We start from the raw sequence: 25,483 nt of genomic DNA on the forward strand, positions 1-25,483 counted from the left end.
GACCACACGCTTTATGTGTGAATTCGACGGAACGTTCTATACATGATCCCCGGTGCTGACTCCGCGATCACCCGCGACGGCAAGGCACTGATCCTCGCGTACGACCACGGCCTCGAACACGGTCCGGTCGACTTCGAACCGGTTCCGGAGACGACCGACCCCGCGACGGTGTTCGACGTGGCCACCCACGACGCGGTGACGGCCATCGCGGTCCAGAAGGGCGTCGCCGAGGCGTACTACCCCTCCTACGAGGACGACGTGCCGCTCCTGGCGAAGCTCAACGGGACGAGCAACCTCTGGATGGGCGAACCCGACTCGTCGGTCAACTGGTCGGTCGACTACGCGGCCGAACTCGGCGCCGACGCCATCGGCTTCACCGTCTACGGCGGCTCGAACCACGAGGTCGAGATGTTCGAGGAGTTCCGCGACGCCCAGGAACGGGCCCGCGAGCACGACATGGGCGTCGTGATGTGGTCGTACCCGCGCGGACAGGGACTGAAAGACGACACGAGCCCCGACACCATCGCCTACGCCTCCCGCCTCGGCCTCGAACTCGGCGCCGACATCGCGAAAGTGAAGTATCCCGGGTCGGCCGACGCCATGAACTGGGCCGTCGACAGCGCGGGCGACATGAAAGTCGTGATGAGCGGCGGGTCGAAGACGAGCGACGAGGCGTTCCTCTCGACGGTTCGCGAGGCGATGGACGCCGGCGCCGACGGGCTGGCCGTCGGGCGCAACGTCTTCCAGCGGCAGAACCCGGAGGCCATCCTCGACGGTCTCGAGGCGGTCATCTTCGAGGACGCGTCGGTCGACGAGGCCCTCGCGGCGACCGGCGGCATCGAAGCGAGCGACTGATGAGTCGGGACGATACGGTCGCCGAGATACGCGAGGCGGTCGCCGAGACGGCCCCGACGATTCGCGCGGGACTCCCCGGTCGCCGGGAGAAGGGGGACGCCGAGAACCCGACGGGCGACCGACGGTTGGCCGCCGACGAGTACGCCGACGACCTGCTCGAGGACTGCCTCGGCGGCATCGACGGCGTCGGCGAGTACGCCAGCGAGGAGCGGGCGGCGGTCGTGGACACGGGAACCGGGCTCTCCGTCGCGGTCGACCCCCTCGACGGCTCCTCGAACCTCAAACCGAACAACGTCATGGGGACTATCGTCGGCGTCTACGACGCCCCGCTTCCCGCCCGGGGACGCGACCTGATCGCCGCGGGCTACGTGCTCTACGGTCCCCTCACCACGATGGTCTTCGCCGAGGGAGCATCGGCCACCGAGTACCTGATCGAGGAGGGAGTCGCGTCCGAACTCCGGACCGGCGTGACCCTCCCCGAGGACCCGACCGTCTACGGGTTCGGCGGGCGGGTCCCCGACTGGCCCGACGACTTCGCGGCCTACGCCGAATCGGTCGAATCCGAACTCAAACTTCGCTACGGCGGGGCGATGATCGGTGACGTAAACCAGGTGCTCACCTACGGCGGGGTGTTCGCCTACCCCGGTCTCCGATCCGCGCCCGAAGGGAAACTCCGCCTCCAGTTCGAGGCCAACCCCGTCGGATACGTGATCCGAGCGGCGGGCGGCCGGACCTCCGACGGCGACGGATCGATACTCGATATCGACCCCGACGGCCTCCACGACCGGACGCCGACCCACCTCGGCAACGCGTCGCTGATCGAGCGGCTGGAGTCGACGCTCGACTGACCCGGGCCGTCGATCGACGCCTTTCTCGCCGTAATGAGTCATTTCCATCCCGTACGCGCCGTATACTCACGGGGGTCGTCACCGTGTGACGGTGTATGGCAATCGACCGGACGAACTCGACGAACGCCCGGCGCCGGGGGACGGTCGGCCCCGCCGTCGGCGGTGCGTACGTCACCGCCGTCGCCGCTCGGACGACGGCGTACGCGACGTGGCTCTGGGCGCTCGCGCTCGGCGCCCTCACGCTCGACGCCGCGCTCACCGTCGTCGGCCTCCGCCTCGGCCTGACCGAACTCAACCCCGTAGCCGCCGGCCTCATCGCCGACGTCGGCGCCCTCCCCGCGCTCGTAGCGTTGAAAGGCGGCGCCGTCGGCGTCGGTCTCGCTGGCCGAGCCGTCCTCCCCGCCGAGTACCGTGGCCTCGTCCCCGCGGGATTGGCACTCCCGTGGACGGTGGCCGTCGTCGTCAACCTCCTCACCGTCGGCGTCGTCCTCCTCTGACCGCGGATTCATGTCCCGGGCCGCCCAGAGCCCGGTATGGCCCGCCGAACCGTCCTGTTCACGCCGGGCGACCGTCCGGAGCGGTGCCGTACGGCGCCGACCACCGGCGCCGACACGGTCGTGTTCGACCTCGAAGACGCCGTCCCGCCGGCCGACGTGGCCGGGGCGCGAGCGGCCGTCGGCGACCTCCTCGCCGACCCCGCGTTCGACCCCGGGGGAACGGAGGTGGTCGTCCGCGTCGGACGGGCGCCGGCCGACGACCTCGACGCGCTGACGGGCGCGGCGTCGTCGCGGCTCGACGGCGTGATGGTACCGAAAGCGACCGTCGAACGAGTGGCGACCGTGACCGACGCGCTCGCGACCAGGGACCTGTCGATCCCGATCCTCGCGCTGATCGAGACGGCGACCGGCGTCCTCGACGCGCGTGAGGTGGCGGCGGCCGACGCGGTCGACGCGCTCTGTTTCGGCGCCGAGGATCTCGCGGCCGACCTCGGCGCGACCCGGACGCGGGAGGGAACGGAGGTACTGTACGCCCGTGAGCGCGTCGTCGTGGCGGCGCGGGCGGCCGGCGTCGACGCCGTCGACACCGTCCACACCGCCCTCGACGACGACGAGGGCCTCCGCGCGGCGACCGAGTTCGCCGCCACCCTCGGCTACGACGGGAAGATGGTGATCCACCCCGATCAGGTGCCGGTCGTCGTCGATGGATTCACCCCCGACCCCGAGCGGGTCGCGTGGGCTCGGCGAGTGCTCGACGCCCGCGAGTCGGCCGACTGTGGGGTCTTCGAGGTCGACGGCGAGATGATCGACGCGCCGCTTTTGGCGCAGGCGGAGCGGATCCTCGACCGGACGGACACCACCGACTGATCGCCCTCGCTCTGTCGAAAGGTCTGTATTGTAGGAGGGCAAATCGCCGGGCCAGATGGCGGACATCAACCCGTTCGAGAGTCTTCAGGAACAGATCGACGATGCAGCGGCCTACCTCGACGCGGACGCCGACGTGATCGAGCGACTCAAACACCCCGAACGCGTCCTGGAGACGACCCTCTCGGTCGAGATGGACGACGGGTTGGTCGAGCAGTTCCCGGCTTACCGCGTCCAGTTCAACGGCGACCGCGGGCCGTACAAGGGCGGCATCCGGTATCACCCCGACGTCACTCAGGACGAGGTGACGGCGCTGTCGGGGTGGATGGTGTACAAGTGCGCCGTGGTGGACATCCCCTACGGGGGCGCGAAAGGCGGCATCGCGTTCGACCCGCGGACGTACTCCGCGAGCGAACTCGAACGGATTACCCGCGCGTTCGCGACCGAACTCCGGCCGCTCATCGGTGCGGATCGGGACATCCCCGCGCCCGACGTCAACACCGGCCAACGGGAGATGAACTGGATCAAAGACACCTACGAGACGCTGGAGCGGACGACCGAACCCGGCGTCGTCACCGGGAAGGCGCCCTCCTCCGGGGGGAGCGCCGGCCGGGTCGAGGCCACGGGCCGCTCGACGATGCTCGCCGCCCGGGAGACCTTCGAGTACCTGGGACGGGGTATCGACGACGCGACGGTCGCGGTGCAGGGCTACGGCAACGCCGGGTCGGTCGCCGCGTCCCTCCTCGACGACGCGGGCGCGACGGTCGTCGCGGTCAGCGACTCCAGCGGCGGCGTCTACGCGGCCGACGGCCTCGACACCGCGGCGGTCAAGGACCACAAACGCGAGACTGGTTCGGTCGTCGGCTACCCCGGTGCCGACGAGGAGTTGACGAACGAGGCGTTGCTCACCGCCGACGTGGATCTGCTGGTGCCCGCGGCCCTGGAGAACGCCGTCGACGCGGACATCGCTCGCGACGTGCGGGCGGACGTGATCGTCGAGGCGGCGAACGGCCCCCTCACCCCCGACGCCGACGACGTCCTCACCGACCGCGACGTCTACGTTGTCCCCGACATTCTGGCGAACGCGGGTGGCGTGACCGTCTCCTACTTCGAGTGGGTGCAGAACCGACAGCGGTTCGCCTGGACCGAAGCGCGCGTCAACGACGAACTCGAACGCGTCGTCACCGAGGCATTCGAACGACTGGTCGACACCTACGAGTCCGTCGACGTGCCGAACCTTCGGACGGCCGCGTACGTCGTCGCCATCGAGCGGGTCGCCGACGCCGCCGACGACCGCGGTAACTGGCCCTGAGATCGGCCGAACCCTCCGCCGGGTCACCCCTCCGAAGCGAACGAGGCCGGCGTGACGTCCCGGACGAAAGCGACCCCGTCGTAGACGGCGTCGGGGGCCGCCGGCAACGGCACGGCACCCCGATCCGCGGCCCGCGGGACCGAGACGCCGACCTGCGACGTGTCGTCGAGCCACCCGTCGATCGGCGCCCGTCGGCGTGCCGTCTCGAAATCGAGGAACAGCGACGACTCCGCCGCCTCGACGAGTGTGGCGGCGAGCGTGCCGGGGACCGGTCCCTCGAGGTCGTGGGTCCCGAAGGCGGTCCGCTCGGGGCCGGTCGGTGCCCTGAAGCGGCCGGTGCCGAACAGACAGCCGAGGGAGTAGTAGTCGTCACCGTACTCGTCGGCCAGGTGCTGTCCCATGCGGGCGGCCTCACCCGAACCGTCGTTGCGCATCGTGTGGTTCGTGCTGCCCAGGACGACTGCCCGGTCGGCACCCGTCCAGTCGCGGAGCCACGAGACGTTCTCGGCCATCGCGGCGTCCCTGACGCGCTTGCCCTGCGTGTACCGCTCGGCCCGGAGGGCCGCCTGGAACCGCAACCCGCGTTCGAGCGTCCGGACGTGCCGGCGGGCGAGCCGCCACTCGGCCGTCGACGTCTCGGCGACGTAGGCGTCGCGACGGGCCCGGAGCCGGTCCCCGAGGGAGTCGAACAGGTCGAGTCGCGCTTCGGTCAGGAGGTCGGCATCGTGACGCTCGTAGAGCGGCCGGGTAAGCGGCATCAGTCGCTCGTCGATTCCGTCGAGATACGCCGGATCGACCCGTTCCAGGTAGGATCGTACCGCCGTCGCGTTCACGTCGAAAAACTGGGCGTCGTACCCCCGGACCACCGCTCGGTCCGTGGCCGGCCGTCCGGCGTTGAACTCCCGCAACCATTCGAACAGACGCCGGATCGCGTCCGTTCGCCAGAAGTAGAACTCGATCGACCCCATCGCGGCGTCGAGGTCGACGTCCGCACCCGCGACGTAGCGGTCGACGGGACCGAAATCGCCGATCGTCCCCTCGATGGCGACCAGTTGATAGCCGTGATCGGCGACGAGACGCCGAACGAGCCGGTGTGCGAAGCCCTTGAACTCGCTCACGCCGTGTGAGTTCTCGCCGATACCCACGATCGGTGACTGAGCCAGGCGAGTCGCGACCGGCCCCAGCCCGTCCGCGGACGCGTCCGGATCGATGGCGACCGCTTCGCTGTCGATGGCGTCGATCAGCGCCGCGCGCTCGTCCGGATTCTCTGTTGCCTCCGTCGACCGCGGGGCCGTCGCCGTCGGATCGGCAGTCCGCGTCCGCGACGGCGTGGTCGCGTCCTCGCTGTCACCGCCCGTACAGCCGGCGACCGCCCCGGCGAGCGCACTGATCGACGCGAGGGCTCGTCGTCTGGAGAGCTGCGTTCGGGGACCCATAACGTCCGGACCTGTCGCCGTCCGGGTGATATATCTCCCGACGATCCTCCGAGCGTGAGACCGTCGGCCCGCGGGCCGTTCCGTGACGGCCCCCTACCGACGCCCGATCAATAGGTATATACGTGATTCCGGGCTACGTTGGATCGACGTGTCCCGGTAGGGTAGTGGACTATCCTCTTGGCTTCCGGAGCCAGGGACCGGCGTTCAAATCGCCGCCGGGACGCTCACTTCGTTCGGTCACGACGAGCCCCCAGGTAGCCGTGGGGACGCCGCCGGGACGCCCTCTCCGTCCGGCGAGCCTGAAGATATTTCCGTCCACCGGATCAACCTCGACAGCATGCGGACGCTACGGGAGGTGAACCGGCGGTTGATCGACGCCATCGAGGAGCCACCCGAGACCGGCGAGGAACGGCGACTCGACAGGCTCGCCGCGACGCTCTGGGAGCGCGCCAGTCGCGGGGAGGGCCTGGACGCCGGGTATCGCTGTCGGGTTCGGTACAAACTGCGAACCATCGCCGAGACTACCCACGACGCTCGGGCGCGACACTTGGAACACGCTCGCGAGTTGCTCGCGGAACACGCCGAGTCCGGGTGACCGCCAACGGCGACGGTCGGGGCGACGCCACGGCGTCGCGGCGGTCGGCGTGACGGCACGACGGTACCGTTTAGCCTCCGACGCCGGCGATGTAGTGAGATTTATCCGGCAGTAGGGGCGAGGATTTCCGAAGAATGCTTGGAGCCATCAAGCGCGAGCTGTTCGAGGGGATACGCGCCGCGGTCGCCGATGCGGGCTACGGCCGCGACGTCGAGCCCTCGACCGTCGAGTTGGAGGACTTCGACGACGAGGAGAAGGGGGAGTTCTCGTCCGCGGTTTCCTTTGCCATCGCGGCCGACGCGGGGGCGAACCCGATGGCGGTCGCGGCGGACATCGCCGACCGGCACCGCGAGAGCGGACTGCCCGACGGCATCGACTCGGTTACCGTCGAGAACGGCCACATCAACTACCACCTCGACGTGGACCGGATGGCTCTGCGGACGCTGTCGACGATCGATTCGGAGGGGGCGGCGTACGGGACGCGGGAGCGGGCCGACCCCGACCGGATCGTCGCCGACGTGTCCTCGCCGAACATCGCCAAGCCCCTCCACGTGGGGCACCTGCGGAACACGATCCTCAGTGACGCGCTGATGAACGTCCTGGAGGCACGGGGGCACGACGTGACCCGCGACAACCACCTCGGCGACTGGGGCACCCAGTTCGGCAACCTCCTCCACGAGTACGTCGAATTCGGCGACGAGGCGGCCTTCGAGGACGACCCGATCGCCCACCTGCTGGAGCTCTACCAGCAGTTCGAGCAGCGGGACTCGATGCTGGAGGACGTCGAGGCGTTCGACGCCGTGACCGACGAGTTCGACGAGGCGGTCACGACGGAGCGACAGTACCACGTCGATGACGGCAAGGAGTGGTTCGCGCGTCTCGAACGCGGCGACGAGCAGGCGGTCGAGCGCTGGGAGCGGTTCCGCGAGGCGAGCGTCGAGCGGTTCGAGCGGGTCTACGCCGAACTCGGCGTCGACTTCGACCTCTGGTTGGGCGAGAGCTTCTACGCCCGCGAGGGGTGGAACGATCTGGTCGTCGAGAAGGCCCTCGACGAGGACGTGGCGATGCGCGGGCCGGACGGCTCGGTGTTCATTCCCATCTACCCCGACGAGTACGGCGACGCGGGCGACCCGGAGACCGCGTCCGTCGACCCGTCGCTCGACCGGGCCCGCGAACTGCTCGACGAGGCCGGAAGCGTCGAGGACGCGGACTTCGACGCCTTCTACATCGTCAAGTCGGACGGCTCGACGGTCTACGGGACGCGCGATCTGGCGACCATCGAGTACCGGGTCGGCGAACTGGACGTCGACCAGTCGGTCTACGTCGTCGCCAGCGAGCAGAACCGCTACTTCCAGCGCCTGTTCGTCGCCGCTCGGAAGATGGGATACGACGAGGTCCACCTCGAACACATCGACTACGGGATGATCAGCCTCCCCGAGGGGAGCATGTCGACCCGCGGCGGCCAGATCGTCACCGTCCGCGAGGTGCTCGACGCGGCCCGGGAGCGCGCCCGCGATATCGTCGAGGAGAAGGGCCGCGACGTCGACGGGGACGAGGTCGACGCCATCGCCCGCAAGATCGCGCTCGCGACGGTCAAATACGGGATGGTCGCCTCGAATCGCGGGAAGGACATCACCTTCGACATCGACGAGGCGGTGTCGCTGGAGGGCGACACCGGTCCCTACGTCCAGTACGCCACCACCCGCGCGTACAGCATCCTCGACGCGGCGGAGACGGTCCCCGCCGTCGACGCTATCGACCCCGAGACGTTCAACGACACGGACCACAACCTGCTCCATCAGCTCGGGCGCTACCCGCTCGTGCTCGAACGGTGCGAGGAGCGATACGACGCGGCGCCGCTCGCCCGCTACCTCCTCGATCTGGCACACGTGTTCAACTCCTTCTACCACAAGAACCGCGTCCTCGACGCCGAGGACGCGGCGGAGGAACGTCTCGCCCTGACCGACGCGACCGCACGGGTGTTCGAGAACGGCCTCGGTCTGCTCGGCATCGACACGCTCGCCGAGATGTGACCACCGGGGCGCTTTTGTCCGCGGACGCCGACGACGAGTCGTGAGCCGGCGTCGTGCGGTCGTCGTCATCCTCCTTCTCGTGAGCGCCGGCTGTCTCGGGGTCGGCCCCGTGCCGTCGGACGAGAGCGGGGGGTCGACCCGGACGCCCGAGAACGGGACCACCGTCCGCGTGACCGACGTCGTCGACGGCGACACCCTCGACGTGCGGTTCCCGGACGGGCGGACCGACACGGTGCGACTGCTCGGCGTCGACACGCCGGAGGTTCACGTCGAGAACGACCCCACGGAGTTCGAGGGCGTGCCCGACACCGAGGCCGGACACCGCTGTCTCCGGCGCCAGGGCGAGGCGGCGACGACCTTCGCCGTCGACCGACTCGCCGACCGGGAGGTGACGCTCCGGTTCGACGCGACGGAGGGGCGACGCGGCGGCTACGACCGACTCCTCGCGTACGTCCTCGTCGACGGCGAGTCGTTCAACGCGGCGTTGCTCGAACGCGGCCACGCGCGACTCTACGACTCCTCGTTTCGGGAGCGGGACCGGTACGCGGCGCTCGAACGGACCGCCCGCGAGGAGCGACGCGGCCTCTGGTCGTGTGCGGCCTGAGGACGTCGGAGCGTGTGATCGCCGAGCGAACTACGGCCCCGTAACACCCGGTATCCGCACTCTGTGATTACTATTGCGCATTCACAAAGACTTTAGTATAACTAGAAAATATGTAACGACGAGTATGACACCCACACGGTCCCGGAGGCAGGCGACGGACGAACGGACGACGTGGGTCCGTGGGGGGGTGGGTCGATGATGGCGACGAAAGCCGAACTGGCCGGACAGTTGGCCGTGGTCGCCGGCTTCGAGAACCCCCAGGCCGCCCTCGAACAGTACCCGACGCCGCCGGAACTGGCCGCGCACGTGGTGCACGTGGCCGACCTCAACGACGACATCCAGGGACGGACGGTCGTCGACCTCGGCGCGGGGACGGGGATGTTCACCCTGGGGGCGGCGCTGCGCGGTCCCGAACGGGCGGTCGGCGTCGAGATCGATCGCGACGCCCTCGAGGTCGCCCGCGAGAACCGACGCCGTGTCGGCACACGCACGGAGATCCACTGGGTCCAGGCCGACGCCACCCGCGCGCCGATCCGTCCGGACGGCCCGACGACGGTCGTGATGAACCCGCCGTTCGGCGCCCAGTCGGGCAACGAACACGCCGACCGGGCGTTCCTGGCGACGGCCGCCGAGGTCGCCGAGGTCTCCTACTCGGTCCACAACGCCGGCAGCCGGGAGTTCGTCGAGGCGTTCGCGGCCGACAACGGCGGCGAGGTGACCCACGCCTTCGCCGCGCAGTTCGACCTCGACCGGCAGTTCGACCACCACGCCGCCGACCGCCGGGAGATCGACACGGAAGTGTTCCGGATCGAGTGGTCCTGACGCCGGTGGCCGGGTTCCCGGCGCGCAGTCGGCGCGCGGACTACTCGTAGGTCTCCCGTTTGGCGACCCGGACCCGCGTCCCGCCGTCGACGGCGTAGACCCGTCCCTGGACGTTGGCGAACTCCAAGCCGCCGACCGACCGCGTCTCGTTGACCGCGGGCATCGGCGCCACGGCCGATCGGTTCCCCAGCGAGACGTTGAGGCGGAACCCTCCGGGCGCCGCTTCGAGGGTGACGTTCCGGCCGGCGATCACGGGGTCGGCCCGCGCCGGCGGCGAGGTGTAGGCGGTCACGTTCCGGTCCCCGTGCGCGAGGTCGACCCGGTAGACCGTTCCGCCGCCGACGGCGTCCCATCCGGTCCGCCGGACGCGGACCGAATCCCGCCACCCGACGCCACCGACGCGGACCCGCGTCGTCCCGGTGAAGTCGAGTCGTCCCTTCGAGACGGCGGTCATCCAGATGCCCCGGTCGCGGTTCCTGACGATCACCCCCGAGGTGTTGACCTGCGTCGTCTCGCCGAACGCCTCCACGTCGACCACCGACACCATCCCGTTCGGGACGTCCTCCGCGTAGGTCACCTCGTAGCCTCGGACCGTGAGCGGGTCGCTCTCCCCGGGCAGGTCGCCGGCCTGGGTCGTCATCAGGTTGACCGGGACCGCCGGCCCGGCGATGGCGGCGGTACAGAACAGCAGAGCGGTGGCTCCCACCTGCCACCGCGGGACCGACCGGAGCGCGTCCGGACGCCTCGGCGCCGACAGGAGCGGCCGTGCCGAGGCCGCGACCGTTCCGGCGACGAGCGCCGCCAGCAGGACCACCAGCGCGAGCCCCGCCGCCCGATAGAGGACGTACGTCTCGCCGCCGCGATACCAGTAGACCGCCCACAGCGACTGTCCGACGCCGAACAGCGCGACGCCGACGGCGACCCGGGCCGCCGACGGCCGCTTGGACCCGCTCGACCGGAGGAACCACACCCCGAGGAGGACGCCCGCGAGGAGTCCGATGGCGTGTCCCTGGATGGCGATGTCGGACCACCAGGGCGCGGAGTAGGAGGGGCCGGCGCTCGCCGACAGCGTGGGGGTCCGGAGCGCCCGGTAGAGCGTCCGGAGACCGTTGCCGACGCTGAGGGCGACGACCGTCGCGATGGGGTAGCGAACCAGCGCGAACCCCGCGAAGGCGAAGACCACCCCCGAGAAGCCGATGACGGGGCCGAGGGAGAACACGGCGGTGAACAGCCCCACTGCGACGACGGCGGCCGGAAACGCCACGAACGCCCGCACGTAGGGGTTGGTCAGCGACGAGGTGAACGTCTGCGTGCCCCGTTCGCGGGGGAAGTGACCCCACGCGTACTCCGCGAGCGGAGCCAACACGAGCGTCCCGACGAGGTTGCCGACGAGATGGCCCGCCCCGGAGTGGGCGAAGCCGGCGGTCAGCATCCCCAGCGGGTAGAGGTACGACCACGCCCGGAAGGGGATGGTGACGGGAGCGTACCAGTCGCCCCAGCCGCCCTGGACGAACAGGTACACCACGAGGACGATTCCGACGGAGACGAGCGTTCCCCACGGAACGCCGAGGACGAACCGCAAGCGCAGGCGGGCCCCCCACCGACCCCGCGGGCGGTCGAACGCGACGACGGCGGCGGCGGCGAAGAGGAGGGAGAGGACTACCGCCAACCGAAAGAGGGTCGCCGCGTCCGGGAGGCCGAGCATGTCCCCCGTTCACGCCCCGGCCGTAATGAATCCGACGGGCGACGGGGTGGCCGTCGCTCGGCGGGTCGGGGCGTCGCAGGTCCGGTCGCCGACTACAGTTTGTTCTCGGCGTCCTCGGCGAGTTCGGCCATCCGCTTACCGACCCGGCCGGCGTCCGAGAACTCGTCCTCGCTCATCGCCGTCGCCAGCGCGTTGCCGAGGACGAACACCGCGTGTTTGTGCTCGCTTTTCGACTTGTGGACGTGTGAGGGGTCGACGCTCAGGGACTCGTACGGCTCGAAGAGTTCGGAGTCGACGGTCTCCTGACTCCGGAAGTAGTTCATGATCGTCACCATCTGCTCGTGTAGTTCGAGGAGTTCTTCCTTGTGCATACACCCGCGTACGGACGAAGGCCGGTTAAGGATTATTGCGCCGCCCTCGCATACGCGCCGGCGCTGGGGACCGTCCGCGGCGGCTCATACGGATTATTGTAACTGTTCACCGGTGGTTCGCCAGGACAGTCCGGCGAACCACCGGCAATGATTTACAATACACAGTATCAGAACACGTACTCGTCCTCGTGACCCATCATGCCCTCGTCCTCGAATCCGGGCTCTTCCTCCTCGATCGGACCGCTCGTCTTGTACGCCCGGAGCCCCGTCGAGAGCAGTTCCTGGATGGCTTCCTCCCGGTTGACGAACTCCCCTTGCTCGATCAACTGGGCGATCTGCATCTCCAGGTGTTCCGGGACGGTTATTTCCACGTTCGGCATTTGGACGTTCGAGGGTTTGGAAGGGGCGTATTTAAATTCTGCGGGGGAAAGCCCGACATTCAAAAACAGAATATTCGGCGACTGAATCTTATTCTCGGTTTGTCTTAACTGAATTTATCAAATCGTACAATCCACCGACACGCATACCTGTCTCCGGCCGCCACTGGCCGTATGGTCGAAGACGTCACCGGACTCTACCGGGAGTTCGGCGACGAGCGTCTCCCGCCGGGACAACACCGAACGGAGGGGTTTCCGGTCCTCTCGAAGGGGAACGAACCGCGGGTCACCCGCGAGGAGTGGTCGCTCACGCTGAGCGGCGCCGTCGCGGAGCCACGCACCCTGGACTGGGAGGCGTTCACCGCCCTGGGTGTCGAGACGCAGCGACAGGACTTCCACTGCGTGACGGGGTGGAGCCGGTTCGACTGCGAGTTCACCGGGGTCCCCTTCCGGACGCTCGCCGACCACGCCGGCGTCGACCCGGACGCCGAACACGTCCTCTTTCACGCTGCGGACGACTACACGACCGACCTCCCCCTCGACGCGTGTCTGCGTCCCGAGACGCTCCTCGCGTTCGAGTTCGACGGCGACCCCCTCCCGCGGGAGCACGGCGGCCCCGTCCGCGTGGTCACACCCCACCGCTACGCCTACAAGGGCGCCAAGTGGGCCACCGGTATCGAGTTCCTCACCGAACCACAGCGCGGCTTCTGGGAGCAGCGGGGGTACTCCGTGACGGCGAACCCCTGGCGGGAGGAACGCTACGGATAGTTAGGTAAAAGAGTGCGGCGGCCTCACGGATTTATAATGGGTGTCCCGCGAAGCGACGAGACGGGAACGCGTCTCGTCAGTCGGTCGATCCGGGCGTCGGTCCCCTCGCTCCGTGTCGCCCTCGACGCGTTGCCGGCGCCGCGGACGTTCTGGACGGGACCCGACGAGGCGACGGTCGTCGCCGGCGGCGTGGCCGCCGAACTCACCGCGGACGGTCGGGACCGCTTTGCCGCCGTCCGCGAGGGCATCGATCGGGTGTTGCGCTCCGGCGACGTCCACGCCGGTACCGAGGCCGCCTGCCCCCGTCTGTTCGGGGGCTTTGCCTTCCACGACGACGGCGGCGACGGCTCCGTCTGGGCCGACTTCCCCGGCGCACGGTTCGTCCTCCCCCGGGTGCAGGTGACCGAAACCGACCGTGGGACGTGGTTGACGGTCAACGCCGTCGGCCACGACGCGACGGCCGGAGCCGTCGAGGAACGCCTCGACGCCGAGCGCGAACGCCTGGCGGGCCTCGACGACACGGACGCCGGCCCGCCGCCCGAAATCGTCTCGCGGACGCGCACCACCCCGCGGGACGCGTGGCGCGACTCCGTCGAGGCCGCCGTCGAGCGCATCCGCGCCGGCGACCTGCGGAAGGTCGTCCTCGCGCAGGCGCTCGACGTGACCCTCGACCGGCCGCTCTCGGTGCCCGACGTCCTGGCGCGCCTGGGGTCGACCTACCCCGACTGTTATCGCTTCCTCGTCGAACCGACGGCCGGACCGGACCGGCCGAGTTTCTTCGGCGCCACGCCCGAGCGACTCGTGAGCCGCCACGGCCGCACGGTCGCCACGGGGGCGCTGGCCGGCACGACGGGCCGCGGCGACACGCCCGCCGAGGACGACTGGCTAGCCGAGGAACTGCTCGACGACGAGAAGAACGTCCACGAACACGAACTCGTCGGGGAGACCATCCGCGAACAGCTCGCCCCCTTCGCCTCCTCGATCACCGCCGGCGAGCGGAGCGTCCGTCGCCTCGAGACGGTCCAGCACCTCTTTACACCCATCACGGCGACGCTGGATCGGGACACGCACGTCCTCGACCTGGTGGAGGCGCTCCACCCTACGCCCGCCGTCGGGGGGCTCCCCCCGGAGCGGGCGCTGGCGACCATCCGCGAGACCGAACCGTTCGACCGCGGATGGTACGCCGCCCCGGTGGGCTGGGTCGACGCCGCCGGCAACGGCACCTTCGCCGTCGCCATCCGCTCGGCGCTCGCCCGCGACACGTCGACCACGCTCTTCGCCGGCGTCGGTGTCGTCGCCGACTCCGACCCGGACCGCGAGTGGGACGAGGTACAGCTCAAATACCGCCCGATCCTCGACGAACTGGAGCGATGAGCGCGCCGAACCGCAACGTCCTCTGGGGGCGGACGCTGGTCGACGAACTCGTCCGCGGGGGCGTCGAGAGCGTCGTCGTCTCCCCGGGGAGTCGCTCGACGCCGCTCGTCACCGCCGTCGCGGACCACGACGACCTGACGGTCCACTCGGTCCTCGACGAGCGGTCGGCGGCCTACTTCGCGCTCGGTCGGGCCCGCCGTACCGGCGAGGTGACGCCCCTGATCTGTACCTCGGGGACCGCCGCCGCGAACTACCACCCCGCGGTGATCGAGGCCGACCGCGGACGCGTGCCCCTCCTCTTGCTCACCGCCGACCGCCCGCCCGAACTCCACGACAGCGGCGCCAACCAGACCGTCGACCAGGAGAAGCTGTACGGCGACGCCGTCCGCTGGTACGCCGACCTGCCGGAACCCGAGGCCGAGGAACGGAAGCTCCGCTCGCTACGGACGACCGCCGCCCGCGCGCTCGCCGCGGCGACGGGGACGCCCGCGGGGCCGGTCCACCTGAACTGTCGGTTCCGCAAGCCTCTGGAACCGACGCCCGTCCCGGGCGACGTCCCCGCGGACCTCGACCCGCTGGCCGCCGCCGGACGCGGCGACGACCGGCCGTTCGTGCGGACGACGACGGGGACGCCCCGACTCGACCGCGTCGACGTCCGACCGCTCGTCGAGGCCCTATCGGTCGAACGGGGGCTGCTCGTCGCCGGACCGACCGATCCGCCGGGGGTCGACCCCGAGGCGATCACCGCTCTCGCGCACGCGACGGGCTTTCCGATCCTCGCCGACCCGCTCTCGGGGCTCCGCTTCGGTGGCCACACCCGCGTGACGACGACCGTCGGCGGCTACGACGGCTATCTCGACCCCCGCGTGACCGACGACTGGCCCGACCCCGAGGTGGTCGTTCGGGTCGGCGCCTCGCCCACTTCGAAGCGACTCCGGGGGTACCTCGCGCGGACCGGGGCCCGGCAGTTCGTCGTCGATCCCGCGGGCGGGTGGCGCGAGGCGGCGTTCCGGGCGACGGATCTGATCGTCGCCGACCCCTCGCGGCTTGCGGCCCGGCTGGCGGAACGCGTCGGGGGGCCGGACGCCCCCGCCTGGCGCGAGCGCTGGGCCGAAGCCGAGCGGGTCCACCGCGAGACGGTCGGCGACGCCGTCGACGACGGCGCGGGCGGCTACTTCGAGGGGGCGATCCTCGGTGACGTGGCCGACCTCGCGCCCGAACCCGCGACGCTGGTGGTGTCGAACTCGAACCCGGTCCGGGACGCCGACCGGTACGCGCCGCCCGTCGCGGCGAACTACACCGTCCTCGGCAACCGCGGCGCCTCCGGCATCGACGGCGTCGTCTCGACCGGCCTCGGCGCCGGCAGCGCCACGGCCGATCACCTCACCCTCGTGGTCGGCGACCTAGCCTACTACCACGACGGCAACGGCCTGCTGTCCGCGCTCCGGTGTGGCGTCGACGCGACGGTCGTACTCGTCAACAACGACGGCGGCGGCATCTTCCATCGCCTCCCCATCGAATCCTTCGACCCGCCGTTCACCGAGTCGTTCAAAACGCCACACGGCCGCGAGTTCGAACCCACGGCCGATCTCTACGACCTGACGCACGTCGCGGTCGACGACCGCGAGGCGTTCCGGGAGGCCTACGCCGACTCGGTGGGGCGCGAGGGGACCGACGTGATCGAGGTGCGGACCGACGCCGAGGCGAGCCAGCGGACCCGGGAGCGGCTGCTGGAGGCGACGGTCGAGACCCTCGCCGACGGGGAGTGAACGGGATTTATCCGCTCGCGGCCGGTGACTCCGACCGATGCCCTCCACGATCCGCACCTGGCAGTTGCCCGCCCTCGTGGCCGCGTTCCTCGTCGTCGCCTACGCCTTCGTGGTCGCCAACAACCTTCTCCTCGGCGTCTTCGCCGCCGCCCTTCTCTACCTGCTCGCGTGGGTGATCGACCGGGCGTCGTCCGGGAACCCGCTCGAGGACATGACGCGGGCGCGGCGGCTGGCGACCGGCGCCGTCGTCCTAGTCGTTCTCGCGTACTCGGTCGTCGTCGCGGCGTCGGTCCTGCTCGGCGTCCTCGTCTCGGCGACGGTCGTCGCCGTCGCCTGGATCACCAGCCCCCTCGGGCCGGTCGCGGGGTGGCTCGACTCGCGGTGAGGTGAATCTTTTTGCGCGCGCCGCCCCGCCCTCGGAGTATGGTTTCCGACCTCTTCGATCCGGACCGCTGGACGGCCGTCACCGACGAGTTCGACGACGTCACCTACCACCGCGCGGACGACGTCCCCGCGGTGCGGATCGCCATCGACCGCCCCGCGGTGCGCAACGCCTTCCGCCCCCGGACCGTCGACGAACTGTACGCGGCGCTGGATCACGCCCGCCAGCAGGCCGACGTGGGTGCGGTCCTACTGACCGGCAACGGTCCGTCACCGACGGACGGCGGGTGGGCGTTCTCCGCGGGCGGCGACCAGTCCATCCGCGGGGACTCGGGCTACGAGTACCGCGGGGACGACGGCGCCGACGCGGCCGACGGTACCGACGCCGACACCGGGGACGCCTCGCTGGACGCCGACACGCCGACGGTCGGGCGCCTCCACGTCCTCGAAGTCCAGCGACTGATCCGGTTCATGCCCAAGCCCGTCGTCGCCGTCGTCCCCGGTTGGGCCGTCGGCGGCGGCCACTCCCTGCACGTCGTCTGTGATCTCACCATCGCGAGCGAAGAGCACGCGAAGTTCCTCCAGACCGACCCGGACGTGGCCTCCTTCGACGGCGGGTTCGGCTCCGCCTACCTCGCCCGACAGATCGGGCAGAAGAAGGCACGCGAGGTGTTCTTCCTCGGCAAGACCTACGACGCCGCGGCGGCCGCGGAGATGGGGATGGTGAACGAGGCGGTCCCTCACGACGAACTGGAGGACGTCGCGCTCGACTGGGCCGAGACGATGACGGACAAGAGCCCCACCGCGATGCGGATGCTGAAGTACGCGTTCAACCTCGCGGACGACGGGATGGTCGGCCAGCAGGTGTTCGCCGGCGAGGCCACCCGGCTCGCCTACATGACCGACGAGGCTCGGGAGGGGCGGGACGCCTTCTTGGAGGGGCGGGATCCGGACTTCTCCGACGTGCCCTGGCACTACTGAGCGGCCCAGCGTCGGGGAAAGCGAGAGGGTATATGTACGAAGCCCACATTTCTGGTCGTAACTGATGAATCCGAGCCGCGTGGACTTCTTCGTCGATCTGGCGTACGGGCTGTTGATACTCCTCGCGGCGGGCCTCATCCTCGTGGTCGGGACGAACGTCGGCGTCGCGTTCGGCATCGGCGCGCTGGTGTCGTACGTCGTCCACGTCGTCTGGAAGATGGCCCGGTTCGACCCCCAGTGGATGACCGAGGAAGTGACAGAGAAAGTCGAGGAGACGCTCACCGAGGAGATGACCGAGAGCGTCGAACAGACCGTCGCCGAGGAGGTGACCGAAGAGGTAACCGAGGAGGTGACAGAGAAGGTCGAACAGACGGTCACCGAGGAGGTCACCGAGAACGTCGAGCGGACCATCTCGGAGGAGGTCGGCGACATCATCGACCAGCTCGAGCAGGTGAACCAGCGGGTCGATCGGCGGCCCCGAACCGATCAGATCGGGGAGATGACGAAAGGGGAAGGCGAGACAGAAGCCGGGGCCGGCAACGGGGAGTCGGACGACAGATGAGCGGACGACGACAGCTACATGAGGCCGGACGACCGATCCCTCCGACCGGTAGCGACGCATGATCGGGGCACTCCTCTTGGTCGGCTTCGGGGTCGCGCTGTTCGTCGGGTTCAACATCGGCGGTTCGAACACCGGGCCCGCCTTCGGCCCGGCGGTCGGGGCGGGTGTCATCTCGAAGCTATTGGCCGGCGCGCTCATGGCCGTCTTCTTCTCGGTCGGCGCGTGGACCATCGGCCGCCGGGTCGTGAACACGCTCGGCCGCGACCTGGTGACCGACCCCGGCGTCTTCACCGTCGAGTCCAGCATCGTCGTCCTCTTTTTCATCGGCGGGGCGCTCTTCGTCGGCAACTACGCCGGCGTCCCCGCGTCGACGTCGATGACGGCGGTCGGCGCCATCGCCGGCTTGGGCGTCGCCGCCGGCGAACTCGACTGGGCCATCATGGGCGAGATCGCGGTCTGGTGGATCGTCGCGCCGCTCGTCGGCTTCTGGGTCTCCGGTGTCGTCGGGCGGTATTTCTACCCGACGATCAACCGCTGGGTCGCCATCGAACGCAGCGACGGGCCGCTCCTGACGCTCGATCGCTCGGGGGCGGTCCCCACCCCACAGGCGGGACCGAACTCCACCCGCCGCGAGGTCGTCGGAACGGTCGTCGTCATCGGCATCGGTTGTCTGATGGCCTTCTCCTCGGGCACCTCGAACATCGCCAACGCCATCGCGCCGCTCTACGGCGCCGGCGTCGATCTGAACCTCCTGATCCTGCTTGGCTGTGCCGCCGTCGCCGTCGGCGCGCTCACCATCGCGCGCCGGACGCTCGACACCCTCGGCAACGACATCACCGACCTGCCGCTGACGGCCGCCATCGTCGTCGCGGTCATCTCCTCGGGCATCGTCATCGGCCTGTCGGCCATCGGCATCCCCGCCTCCTTCGTCATCATCGCGACCATGTCCATCGTCGGCCTCGGGTGGGGGCGGGCGACGCGGTCGACCACCGTCTCACAGGGGGTCCGCGGCGAGGAGACGCCGAACGTCTCCGTTGGTGCGCTGACGGCCGACGAACCCGGCGAGGAGGCACCCGACATCGGCGAGGAGGAACCCGCCGAGACGCCGAGCGCCGCCGACCTGTTCGATCCGGAGACCACCGGCCGGGTCGTCCTCATGCAGAACGTGGTGCCGCTGCTCTCGACCGTCGGCGCGTACGCCACCTTCCGGGTGCTGTTCGCCGTCTGGTGGTGAAACGGCACTCTTTACGCGGTGGCGTCCCCATCGGTCGACGATGAGCACACAGGAGATCAGCCGTCGCCGCGCGTGGGTGATGGCCGCCCGGCCACAGACCCTCCCGGCGACGGCCGCGCCGGTCGCCGTCGGCACCGGTCTCGCGGTCGGGCACGGGGTCGCCGACCCCTTCGCCGCGGCCGCCGCGTTCCTCGGCGCCGCCCTCATTCAGATCGGCACCAACTTCGCCAACGACTACTACGACGCCGTGAAGGGGGCGGACACCGAGGACCGCGAGGGATTCACCCGCGTTACCCAGTCGGGGCTCATCTCCCCCGACGCGGTCAAACGCGCCGCCTACCTCACCTTCGCGGCCGCCGTCCTCGTCGGGACGACGCTCGTCTACGTCGGCGGCCTCCCCATCCTGATCGTCGGCCTGCTCTCCGTCGCCGCCGGCTTCGCCTACACCGGCGGCCCCTACCCCCTCGGCTACCACGGCCTCGGCGACCTCTTCGTGTTCGTCTTTTTCGGCGTCGTCGCCGTCACCGGCACCTACTACGTGCAGGCGGCGGCGACGCTCGCGGCCCCGTTCCCGCTCTCGATCCCCCCCGGAACCCTCCCACCGGTCGCCGTCGCCGCCAGTCTCCCCGTCGCCGCGCTGTCGACGAACATCCTCGTCGTGAACAACGTCCGCGACATGGAGACCGACGCCGAGACGGGTAAACGCACCCTCGCCGTCCGCCTGGGCTACCGCTGGAGCCGCGTCCAGTACGTCGCCCTCCTGGCGCTCGCGTACCTCGTCCCGCCCGCGCTGTGGCTCGCCGCCCCCGCCTCGCCGGTGGTCTGCCTGCCGCTCGTGACGCTCCCGCTCGCCGTCTCGGTGGCCCGGACCGTCGGCGGCCACACCTCGGGCGAGAAACTCAACCCGGCGCTGGAGCGAACCGGCAAACTGCTCGCGGCCCACGCCCTCCTGTTCGGCGTCGGCCTCGCTCTCGGCGTATGAACCGCCGCGATTTCGGCCTCGACCTCGCGACGCCCCTCGATACGGCCCGCGGTCGCATCGAGCGACGCGAGGGGACGCTGCTCGGGCTCGGCGCCGACGACGCCCGCGGGGTCGGCGAGGCGACGCCCCTGCCCGGGTGGACGGAGTCGCTCGCCGACTGTCGGGCCGCGCTCGACGCGGTGGCCGACGCCGAGGCGAGGCTCCTCGACGCCGTCGACGACGCCCCGGACCCGCTATCCGGGGCACCCGACGCCGTGACCGACCCGCTCGCCGACGCGCCGGCGGCCCGTCACGCCGTCGAGAGCGCGCTTCTCGACGCCGCGGGCCGCCGCAACGGCCGGTCGCTCGCCGGGCTGTTCGCCGACGACCCGTCGTCGACGGTACCGGTGAACGCGACGGTGGGCGACGCGGAGCCGTCGGCGACGGCCACGGCCGCCACGGCGGCCGTCGACGCCGGGTTCCACTGCCTCAAGGTGAAAGTCGGCGCCGGATCCCTGGAACGCGACGTCGAGCGCCTGCGCGCCGTCCGGGCGGCGGTCGGCGAGCACGTGTCGCTCCGGGCGGACGCGAACGGCGCGTGGGACCGCGAGACGGCCGCCGAGGCGGTCGACACCCTCGGGCCGCTGGATCTCGCCTACCTCGAACAGCCGCTCCCGGCCGCGGACCTGTCGGGGCACGCCGCGCTCCGGGGCCGCGGCCTCGACGTGGCGCTCGACGAGACGCTGACTGCGGTGTCCGTCGAGGCGGTCCTCGACGCCGGCGCGGCCGACGTACTGGTCCTGAAGCCGATGGCCCTCGGCGGCCCCGGCCGGGCGTTCCGGGCGGCGACCGCGGCCCGGCGGGCGGGCGTCGACCCGGTGGTGACGACGACGTTCGACGCCGCGCCGGCACGGACCGCGGCGGTCCACGTCGCCGCCGCGGTCCCCGGGGTCCGGCCCTGCGGGCTGGCGACGGGCGACGCCCTCGAATCGGATCTCGTCCCCGATCCGGCGCCGGTCGAGGCCGGCGCGGTGACCGTCCCCGAGGGCCCGGGCGTCGCCGGGGCGACCTTCGAGGACCTGGTGTGACCATCGCCGAAGCTATACGAATCCGATCCGAACGGGGGGTATGTCGACTGGTCGCCTGCTGTACGCCCTCGGACTGTTCGCCGTCCTCGTCTTCTCGCTCGGCATCGCCGTCGTCTGGGCGCTCTCCTACGGGCCGCTGTGATCGGCGGCATCCGCGTCGCCGTCGGCGTCCCGCCCGGCGTCGGCCCCGTGGGAGACACCCTCGCGGCGGTCGGCCCGAAGCCGTCGGATCGCCGCCGCGGCGTTGCTCGCGTCGTAGCCGAAGCAGACGGCGTCGGCGTAGGCCGCCGCGACCTCCGTCGCACCGACGAGGGCGTCGACGTCGACGTCGACGGCGTACAGTTCGATCGCCAGCCCCGAATCGAGCTCCGCGAGGCGGCTCTCGAACCCCTTGGCGATGGTCTCCAGCCAGTAGGTCGTTCCGTACGCGGTGTCGTAAAGCGGGACGACGAAGCGGTCGACCGCCGGTGCGAGCGCCTCGATATCGACGCCGCTCCGGGAACGCAGGTGGCCGGGATAGGGGTCCGGATAGAGGGTCACCGCGAGGTCGCCCGGCACCCGATCGCGGACCGCAGTGACGAAGTCGGTGACGACCGACGCCCGCCAGTCCTCGCGGTCGTCGAACTCGCTCGCGGCGAAGCGCTCGTCGCACCGCTCGCAGCGACAGTAGCCGTCGCGCGGGAAGCCCACGTCGTCGAGACGGAGGTCCGGTCCGGCCGCGACGCAGTCGTCGACGATCTCCAGCAATCCCTCGCGATACTCCTCGTGGGTGGGACAGACGTACGACCAGTCGAAGTAGGGCCGCTCTCGGGTCGCGGGCCGACCCTCGGCGTCGACGGCCGCGAGCGAGGGCTCGTCGCCGACGGCGGCGTTGTCGCCGAACGCCGAGAGCATGTTGACGCCGGCCGACTGGGGCGCGGCCGCCCGTCCCGTCACGTCTTTCACCTCGTAGTAGCCGACGTCGAAGACCGACCACTCCAGTTCCTCGGCGTTCCGCGTGACGACGCCGTACATACCCGCCGGTAGCGGGCGTGTGGGCGTAAGTGGTTCGGGTACGCGTCGAGGGTCGCGTGGCGGTCCGTCACGGGACCGATCGGCGGACTCCGCGGCTAATCGTGTTCCGTGACCGGCGGAGCCGGCGCTCCTCGGCGTGGCGGCGAAAGAACGGGGGATCACAGGGCGGTCGACGCCCGACGAGTCGACGGACGTCCCGCCGAAGGCGACGCGGTTACTCCTCGACGTCGACCTCGACCGGTTTCTTGTCGCCCGAGAGCAGGACGTAGCCGATTGCGATCAGTGCCAACACTAGGATGAACTTTGTCTTTCCGGACATGATACCCCCTTGGACCACCGGTCACAAAGCGGTTTCGCCCGACCCGTGGGCGTCGATGTGTTCCGCGACGTCACCCCCGCGGACGATAGTGCCACAGTAGGAGCACCGAACGCCGTCCTCCAGCACCGCGAACGCCGTCCGAACCGGTTCGTCGGCGTTCGTGATGCAGTTGTGGTTGGGGCAGACGAGGATGCCGGTCACCGACTCGGTGCGCTCGACGCGGTTCTTCTCGATCACGTCGAAGTCGCGGATGATGTTGATCGTCGCCTCGGGCGCGATCAGGGAGAGGACGTCCACCTCCGACTGGCTGAGTTCGCGCCCCTCGACCTTGACGACGTCCTTCAGGCCGAGTTTGTCGCTGGGGACGTTCATGCCGATGCTGACGCTCTCGCCGCCGCTGCCGTCGATGCCGAGGATGGCGAGGACGTTCAGCGCCTGACCGGCGGTGACGTGGTCGATGACGGTGCCGTCGCGGATCTTGCTGACGCGGAGTTCCTTGTCGGTGTCGCTCATGTGTCTCCTCCAAGCAGGCCGTCGAGCAGGGCCATCCGAACGGGGACGCCGTTGTGGGCCTGTTCGAAGTACTTCGCGCGCGCCGTCTCGTCGACCTCGGGCGCGATCTCGTCGACGCGCGGTAGCGGGTGCATCACGGTCAGATCCTCGGAGGCGTCCGCCAGCACCTCGTTGTCGATGCGGTACTCGCCGGCGACCTCGCGGTACTCCCGTTCCTCGGGGAACCGCTCCCGCTGGATGCGGGTGACGTAGAGGACGTCCAACTCCGGGAGGACCTCGTCGAGATCGGTGTGTTCTCGGACCTCCGCGCCCGTCTCGTGGAGGTCGTACCGGACGTTCCGCGGCAGGCGCAGGCTCTCCGGGCTGATGAAGTGCTGACGCACGTCGAATTCGGTGAGCGCGTGGGCGAGCGAGTGGACCGTCCGCCCGTACTTCAGATCGCCCATGATGCCCACCGTGATGTCGTCGAGTCCCGCGTTCTCCCGGATCGTATAGAGGTCGAGGAGGGTCTGGCTCGGGTGCTGGCCGGCCCCGTCGCCGGCGTTCACGAGGGGAACGTCGACGAACTCCGAGGCGAGTTTCGCGGATCCCTCGCTCGGATGTCTGAGGACGAGCGCGTCGGCGTACCCCTCGATCACCCGAACCGTGTCCGCGAGGCTCTCGCCTTTCTTCACCGACGACGACTCCACCGCACCCATGTCGATGGTGTCGCCGCCGAGACGCTTCATCGCCGTCTCGAAGCTCATCTTCGTCCGCGTGCTCGGCTCGAAGAAACACAGCGCGAGCACGCGGCCGGCGTGCCGGCCGCGGACGATCCCGGGGTCGGCGTCGATGGCCGCCGCGTGATCGAGCACCGCCTCGATGTCGTCCCGGGAGAGGTGGGCCGCGCTGATGAGGTGGTCCCGTAGCATTACGTGTGTGAGCCACCCGCGGCGTCTTGAATCCCTCGGCATCACGGCTCCGTCGGGGCGGCGCCGCCACTGCCGGCTTACGGAAGTGCGAGGAGAAAGCCCCGCCCTTCAGGACGGGGATGAATCCGACAAACGACGACACAATCCACCGACGATAGCACAGCCTGCTATTCCAATAGATACTTTAGACAGCATACCTAATTACAAATGTAATGGTCACGGTGACCGTCACCGCGAAGTTCCACAATCCATCCCTCTCACGGCGCAAAGAGTGGCAACACGCCACTCGACTCTACCGTGACACCAAGCAATTCTGTATCGACGGATGGGAAAACGGCGACTTCGACAAATCCGTGACCACGGCTAGCATCGACAACGACCTCTACTCGGCAATCCAGAACCAAGCCATCCGGGAGGCAAAATCCGACCATAATAAGGACGGAGAGATTCGCTACCGAGAGAGTCAGCCGTTCGCCGTCAACAACCAGAACTGGGAAATCGACACGACTGAGAACGGCACGGTCGTCGTCGGCTTCCCGTGCGTCTCCCAATGGTGGTACACCCCGATAGAGGTGTACGACGACATTGCCAATCCAGTAGACCGACTAGTCGAAGGTGACGCCGACAAGACTCGTCTACAGGTCTACCGTCGCGGAGACGACTGGTATTGTACGTTCAATATCGAGTACGACGCCGATACGTCGGGCGAGACGCCCATCGGTGTCGATATTGGTGAACGACACATCCTCGCTGTGACCGCCTACGATGAGGACGAGTCGATGCTGGTGTCTGGTGGTGAGGCGAAGTACGTTCGACGCAAATATCGTTCCCTACGCGAGTCGCTATCGAAAGCGGGTGCGCTTCGCGCACGCAACCGCGTGGGTGACAAAGAACAGCGTCGGATCAAAGACATGAACCACAAACTCTCCCGTCGCCTCATCACGTTCGCGGAACAGTTCGAGAACCCCGTCATTCGGATGGAAGATCTCGAAGGCATCCGCGAGAACAGTTCGTGGTCGGGCGTCCACTCGTGGCACTTCCACCAACTCCAACAGTTCATTACGTACAAAGCCGAACGCGCTGGTGTTCGCGTTGAAAAGGTCGATGCGTACCATACCAGCCAGCGGTGTTCGGCGTGTGGTTCGATGGGAACCCGTGATGGCGACCACTTTTCGTGTACGGAGTGTGGCCGTGGACGACACGCCGACCTGAACGCTTCGGAGAATATCGCACAACGGGAGGGTGAACCATGCACGGCGTAACAGTTCGGCTGACGCGAACCGTGCTAC

Annotated in this window: 26 protein-coding genes and 1 tRNA gene; 20 read left to right on the plus strand and 7 right to left on the minus strand. The window is 69.5% G+C overall.

Annotated features, from left to right (window positions below; translation table 11 throughout):
- Positions 1-42: 42 nt before the first annotated feature.
- The 5 genes from NO364_RS04400 to NO364_RS04420 all read left to right on the plus strand — a co-directional run bounded on the left by NO364_RS04400 (position 43) and on the right by NO364_RS04420 (position 4,376).
- Complete coding sequence (locus NO364_RS04400) at positions 43-855, plus strand: class I fructose-bisphosphate aldolase (RefSeq protein ID WP_157688221.1); 813 nt, start codon at positions 43-45, stop codon at positions 853-855.
- A complete protein-coding gene (locus NO364_RS04405; protein WP_257628638.1) occupies positions 855-1,703 on the plus strand; it encodes a class 1 fructose-bisphosphatase in 849 nt (282 codons plus the stop codon). Before NO364_RS04400 ends, NO364_RS04405 begins: the two co-directional genes overlap by 1 nt.
- Positions 1,704-1,798: 95 nt before the next feature.
- Complete coding sequence (locus tag NO364_RS04410; RefSeq protein ID WP_157688223.1) at positions 1,799-2,200, plus strand: DUF5658 family protein; 402 nt, start codon at positions 1,799-1,801, stop codon at positions 2,198-2,200.
- A 36-nt stretch (positions 2,201-2,236) separates the two neighbouring features.
- A complete protein-coding gene (locus NO364_RS04415) occupies positions 2,237-3,067 on the plus strand; it encodes an HpcH/HpaI aldolase/citrate lyase family protein (protein ID WP_257628639.1) in 831 nt (276 codons plus the stop codon).
- 55 nt (positions 3,068-3,122) lie between these two features.
- Positions 3,123-4,376, plus strand: coding sequence for a Glu/Leu/Phe/Val family dehydrogenase (locus NO364_RS04420; protein ID WP_257628640.1), 1,254 nt, complete (start codon positions 3,123-3,125; stop codon positions 4,374-4,376).
- Positions 4,377-4,399: 23 nt separating this feature from the next.
- Here NO364_RS04420 and NO364_RS04425 read toward each other — a convergent pair whose 3' ends face one another.
- Positions 4,400-5,812, minus strand: coding sequence for an erythromycin esterase family protein (locus NO364_RS04425; RefSeq protein WP_257628641.1), 1,413 nt, complete (start codon positions 5,810-5,812; stop codon positions 4,400-4,402).
- 150 nt (positions 5,813-5,962) lie between these two features.
- Between NO364_RS04425 and NO364_RS04430 the strand changes: the two genes are divergently transcribed.
- The 5 genes from NO364_RS04430 (at position 5,963) to NO364_RS04450 (ending at position 9,866) form a co-directional block, all read left to right on the plus strand.
- Positions 5,963-6,035, plus strand: a tRNA-Arg gene (locus tag NO364_RS04430).
- Positions 6,036-6,149: 114 nt separating this feature from the next.
- On the plus strand, positions 6,150-6,407 hold the full coding sequence (locus NO364_RS04435; RefSeq protein WP_157688227.1) for a DUF7553 family protein: 258 nt from the start codon (positions 6,150-6,152) through the stop codon (positions 6,405-6,407).
- A 134-nt stretch (positions 6,408-6,541) separates the two neighbouring features.
- Positions 6,542-8,440: an arginine--tRNA ligase gene (locus NO364_RS04440; RefSeq protein WP_257628642.1), complete on the plus strand. Its 1,899-nt coding sequence runs from the start codon at positions 6,542-6,544 to the stop codon at positions 8,438-8,440.
- A gap of 40 nt (positions 8,441-8,480) precedes the next feature.
- Positions 8,481-9,044 (plus strand): thermonuclease family protein, encoded by a 564-nt coding sequence (locus tag NO364_RS04445; protein WP_257628643.1) that lies wholly within the window; start codon positions 8,481-8,483, stop codon positions 9,042-9,044.
- Positions 9,045-9,242: 198 nt separating this feature from the next.
- On the plus strand, positions 9,243-9,866 hold the full coding sequence (locus NO364_RS04450) for an METTL5 family protein (RefSeq protein ID WP_257628644.1): 624 nt from the start codon (positions 9,243-9,245) through the stop codon (positions 9,864-9,866).
- Positions 9,867-9,906: 40 nt separating this feature from the next.
- Here the strand turns inward: NO364_RS04450 and NO364_RS04455 are convergent, their stop codons facing one another.
- The 3 genes from NO364_RS04455 to NO364_RS04465 form a co-directional block, all read right to left on the minus strand.
- Positions 9,907-11,571, minus strand: coding sequence for a rhomboid family intramembrane serine protease (locus tag NO364_RS04455; protein WP_257628645.1), 1,665 nt, complete (start codon positions 11,569-11,571; stop codon positions 9,907-9,909).
- A gap of 92 nt (positions 11,572-11,663) precedes the next feature.
- Complete coding sequence (locus tag NO364_RS04460; RefSeq protein WP_157688232.1) at positions 11,664-11,942, minus strand: UPF0058 family protein; 279 nt, start codon at positions 11,940-11,942, stop codon at positions 11,664-11,666.
- A gap of 167 nt (positions 11,943-12,109) precedes the next feature.
- Positions 12,110-12,322, minus strand: coding sequence for a ribbon-helix-helix domain-containing protein (locus NO364_RS04465; protein ID WP_049936177.1), 213 nt, complete (start codon positions 12,320-12,322; stop codon positions 12,110-12,112).
- Positions 12,323-12,493: 171 nt separating this feature from the next.
- On the opposite strand from NO364_RS04465, the gene NO364_RS04470 reads away from it, so the two are divergent.
- The 9 genes from NO364_RS04470 (at position 12,494) to NO364_RS04510 (ending at position 21,437) form a co-directional block, all read left to right on the plus strand.
- A complete protein-coding gene (locus tag NO364_RS04470; RefSeq protein ID WP_257628646.1) occupies positions 12,494-13,087 on the plus strand; it encodes a sulfite oxidase-like oxidoreductase in 594 nt (197 codons plus the stop codon).
- A 36-nt stretch (positions 13,088-13,123) separates the two neighbouring features.
- Complete coding sequence (locus NO364_RS04475) at positions 13,124-14,461, plus strand: isochorismate synthase (RefSeq protein WP_157688234.1); 1,338 nt, start codon at positions 13,124-13,126, stop codon at positions 14,459-14,461.
- Positions 14,458-16,230, plus strand: coding sequence for a 2-succinyl-5-enolpyruvyl-6-hydroxy-3-cyclohexene-1-carboxylic-acid synthase (menD, locus tag NO364_RS04480; protein ID WP_257628647.1), 1,773 nt, complete (start codon positions 14,458-14,460; stop codon positions 16,228-16,230). The genes NO364_RS04475 and menD overlap by 4 nt, the downstream gene beginning before the upstream one ends.
- Positions 16,231-16,267: 37 nt before the next feature.
- Positions 16,268-16,615 (plus strand): hypothetical protein, encoded by a 348-nt coding sequence (locus NO364_RS04485; RefSeq protein ID WP_157688236.1) that lies wholly within the window; start codon positions 16,268-16,270, stop codon positions 16,613-16,615.
- A gap of 38 nt (positions 16,616-16,653) precedes the next feature.
- Positions 16,654-17,592 carry a 1,4-dihydroxy-2-naphthoyl-CoA synthase gene (locus NO364_RS04490; protein ID WP_157688237.1) on the plus strand — a complete coding sequence of 313 codons (939 nt, stop codon included), beginning with the start codon at positions 16,654-16,656 and terminating at the stop codon, positions 17,590-17,592.
- A 64-nt stretch (positions 17,593-17,656) separates the two neighbouring features.
- On the plus strand, positions 17,657-18,154 hold the full coding sequence (locus NO364_RS04495) for a hypothetical protein (protein ID WP_157688238.1): 498 nt from the start codon (positions 17,657-17,659) through the stop codon (positions 18,152-18,154).
- Positions 18,155-18,212: 58 nt separating this feature from the next.
- Entirely contained in the window at positions 18,213-19,388 is a 1,176-nt protein-coding gene (locus NO364_RS04500) for an inorganic phosphate transporter (RefSeq protein WP_157688239.1), read from the plus strand.
- A gap of 40 nt (positions 19,389-19,428) precedes the next feature.
- Positions 19,429-20,370 carry a 1,4-dihydroxy-2-naphthoate polyprenyltransferase gene (locus NO364_RS04505; protein ID WP_157688240.1) on the plus strand — a complete coding sequence of 314 codons (942 nt, stop codon included), beginning with the start codon at positions 19,429-19,431 and terminating at the stop codon, positions 20,368-20,370.
- Positions 20,367-21,437, plus strand: coding sequence for a mandelate racemase/muconate lactonizing enzyme family protein (locus NO364_RS04510; protein WP_257628648.1), 1,071 nt, complete (start codon positions 20,367-20,369; stop codon positions 21,435-21,437). The genes NO364_RS04505 and NO364_RS04510 overlap by 4 nt, the downstream gene beginning before the upstream one ends.
- 126 nt (positions 21,438-21,563) lie before the next feature.
- On the opposite strand, the gene NO364_RS04515 is transcribed toward NO364_RS04510, so the two are convergent.
- From NO364_RS04515 to pyrB, 3 genes are all read right to left on the minus strand, one after another.
- The gene (locus NO364_RS04515; RefSeq protein WP_157688242.1) at positions 21,564-22,451 is read right to left on the minus strand and encodes a hypothetical protein; all 888 of its coding nucleotides are present in this window, start codon (positions 22,449-22,451) and stop codon (positions 21,564-21,566) included.
- 340 nt (positions 22,452-22,791) lie between these two features.
- Positions 22,792-23,283, minus strand: a complete 492-nt coding sequence (gene pyrI / locus NO364_RS04520; RefSeq protein WP_157688243.1) for an aspartate carbamoyltransferase regulatory subunit — start codon at positions 23,281-23,283, stop codon at positions 22,792-22,794.
- Positions 23,280-24,194, minus strand: a complete 915-nt coding sequence (gene pyrB / locus NO364_RS04525; protein WP_157688244.1) for an aspartate carbamoyltransferase — start codon at positions 24,192-24,194, stop codon at positions 23,280-23,282. Before pyrB ends, pyrI begins: the two co-directional genes overlap by 4 nt.
- A 212-nt stretch (positions 24,195-24,406) precedes the next feature.
- Between pyrB and NO364_RS04530 the strand changes: the two genes are divergently transcribed.
- The gene (locus NO364_RS04530) at positions 24,407-25,456 is read left to right on the plus strand and encodes an RNA-guided endonuclease TnpB family protein (protein ID WP_257628649.1); all 1,050 of its coding nucleotides are present in this window, start codon (positions 24,407-24,409) and stop codon (positions 25,454-25,456) included.
- Positions 25,457-25,483: the final 27 nt, after the last annotated feature.

This window comes from Haloplanus salinarum (assembly GCF_024498175.1).
GTDB lineage: Archaea > Halobacteriota > Halobacteria > Halobacteriales > Haloferacaceae > Haloplanus > Haloplanus salinarum.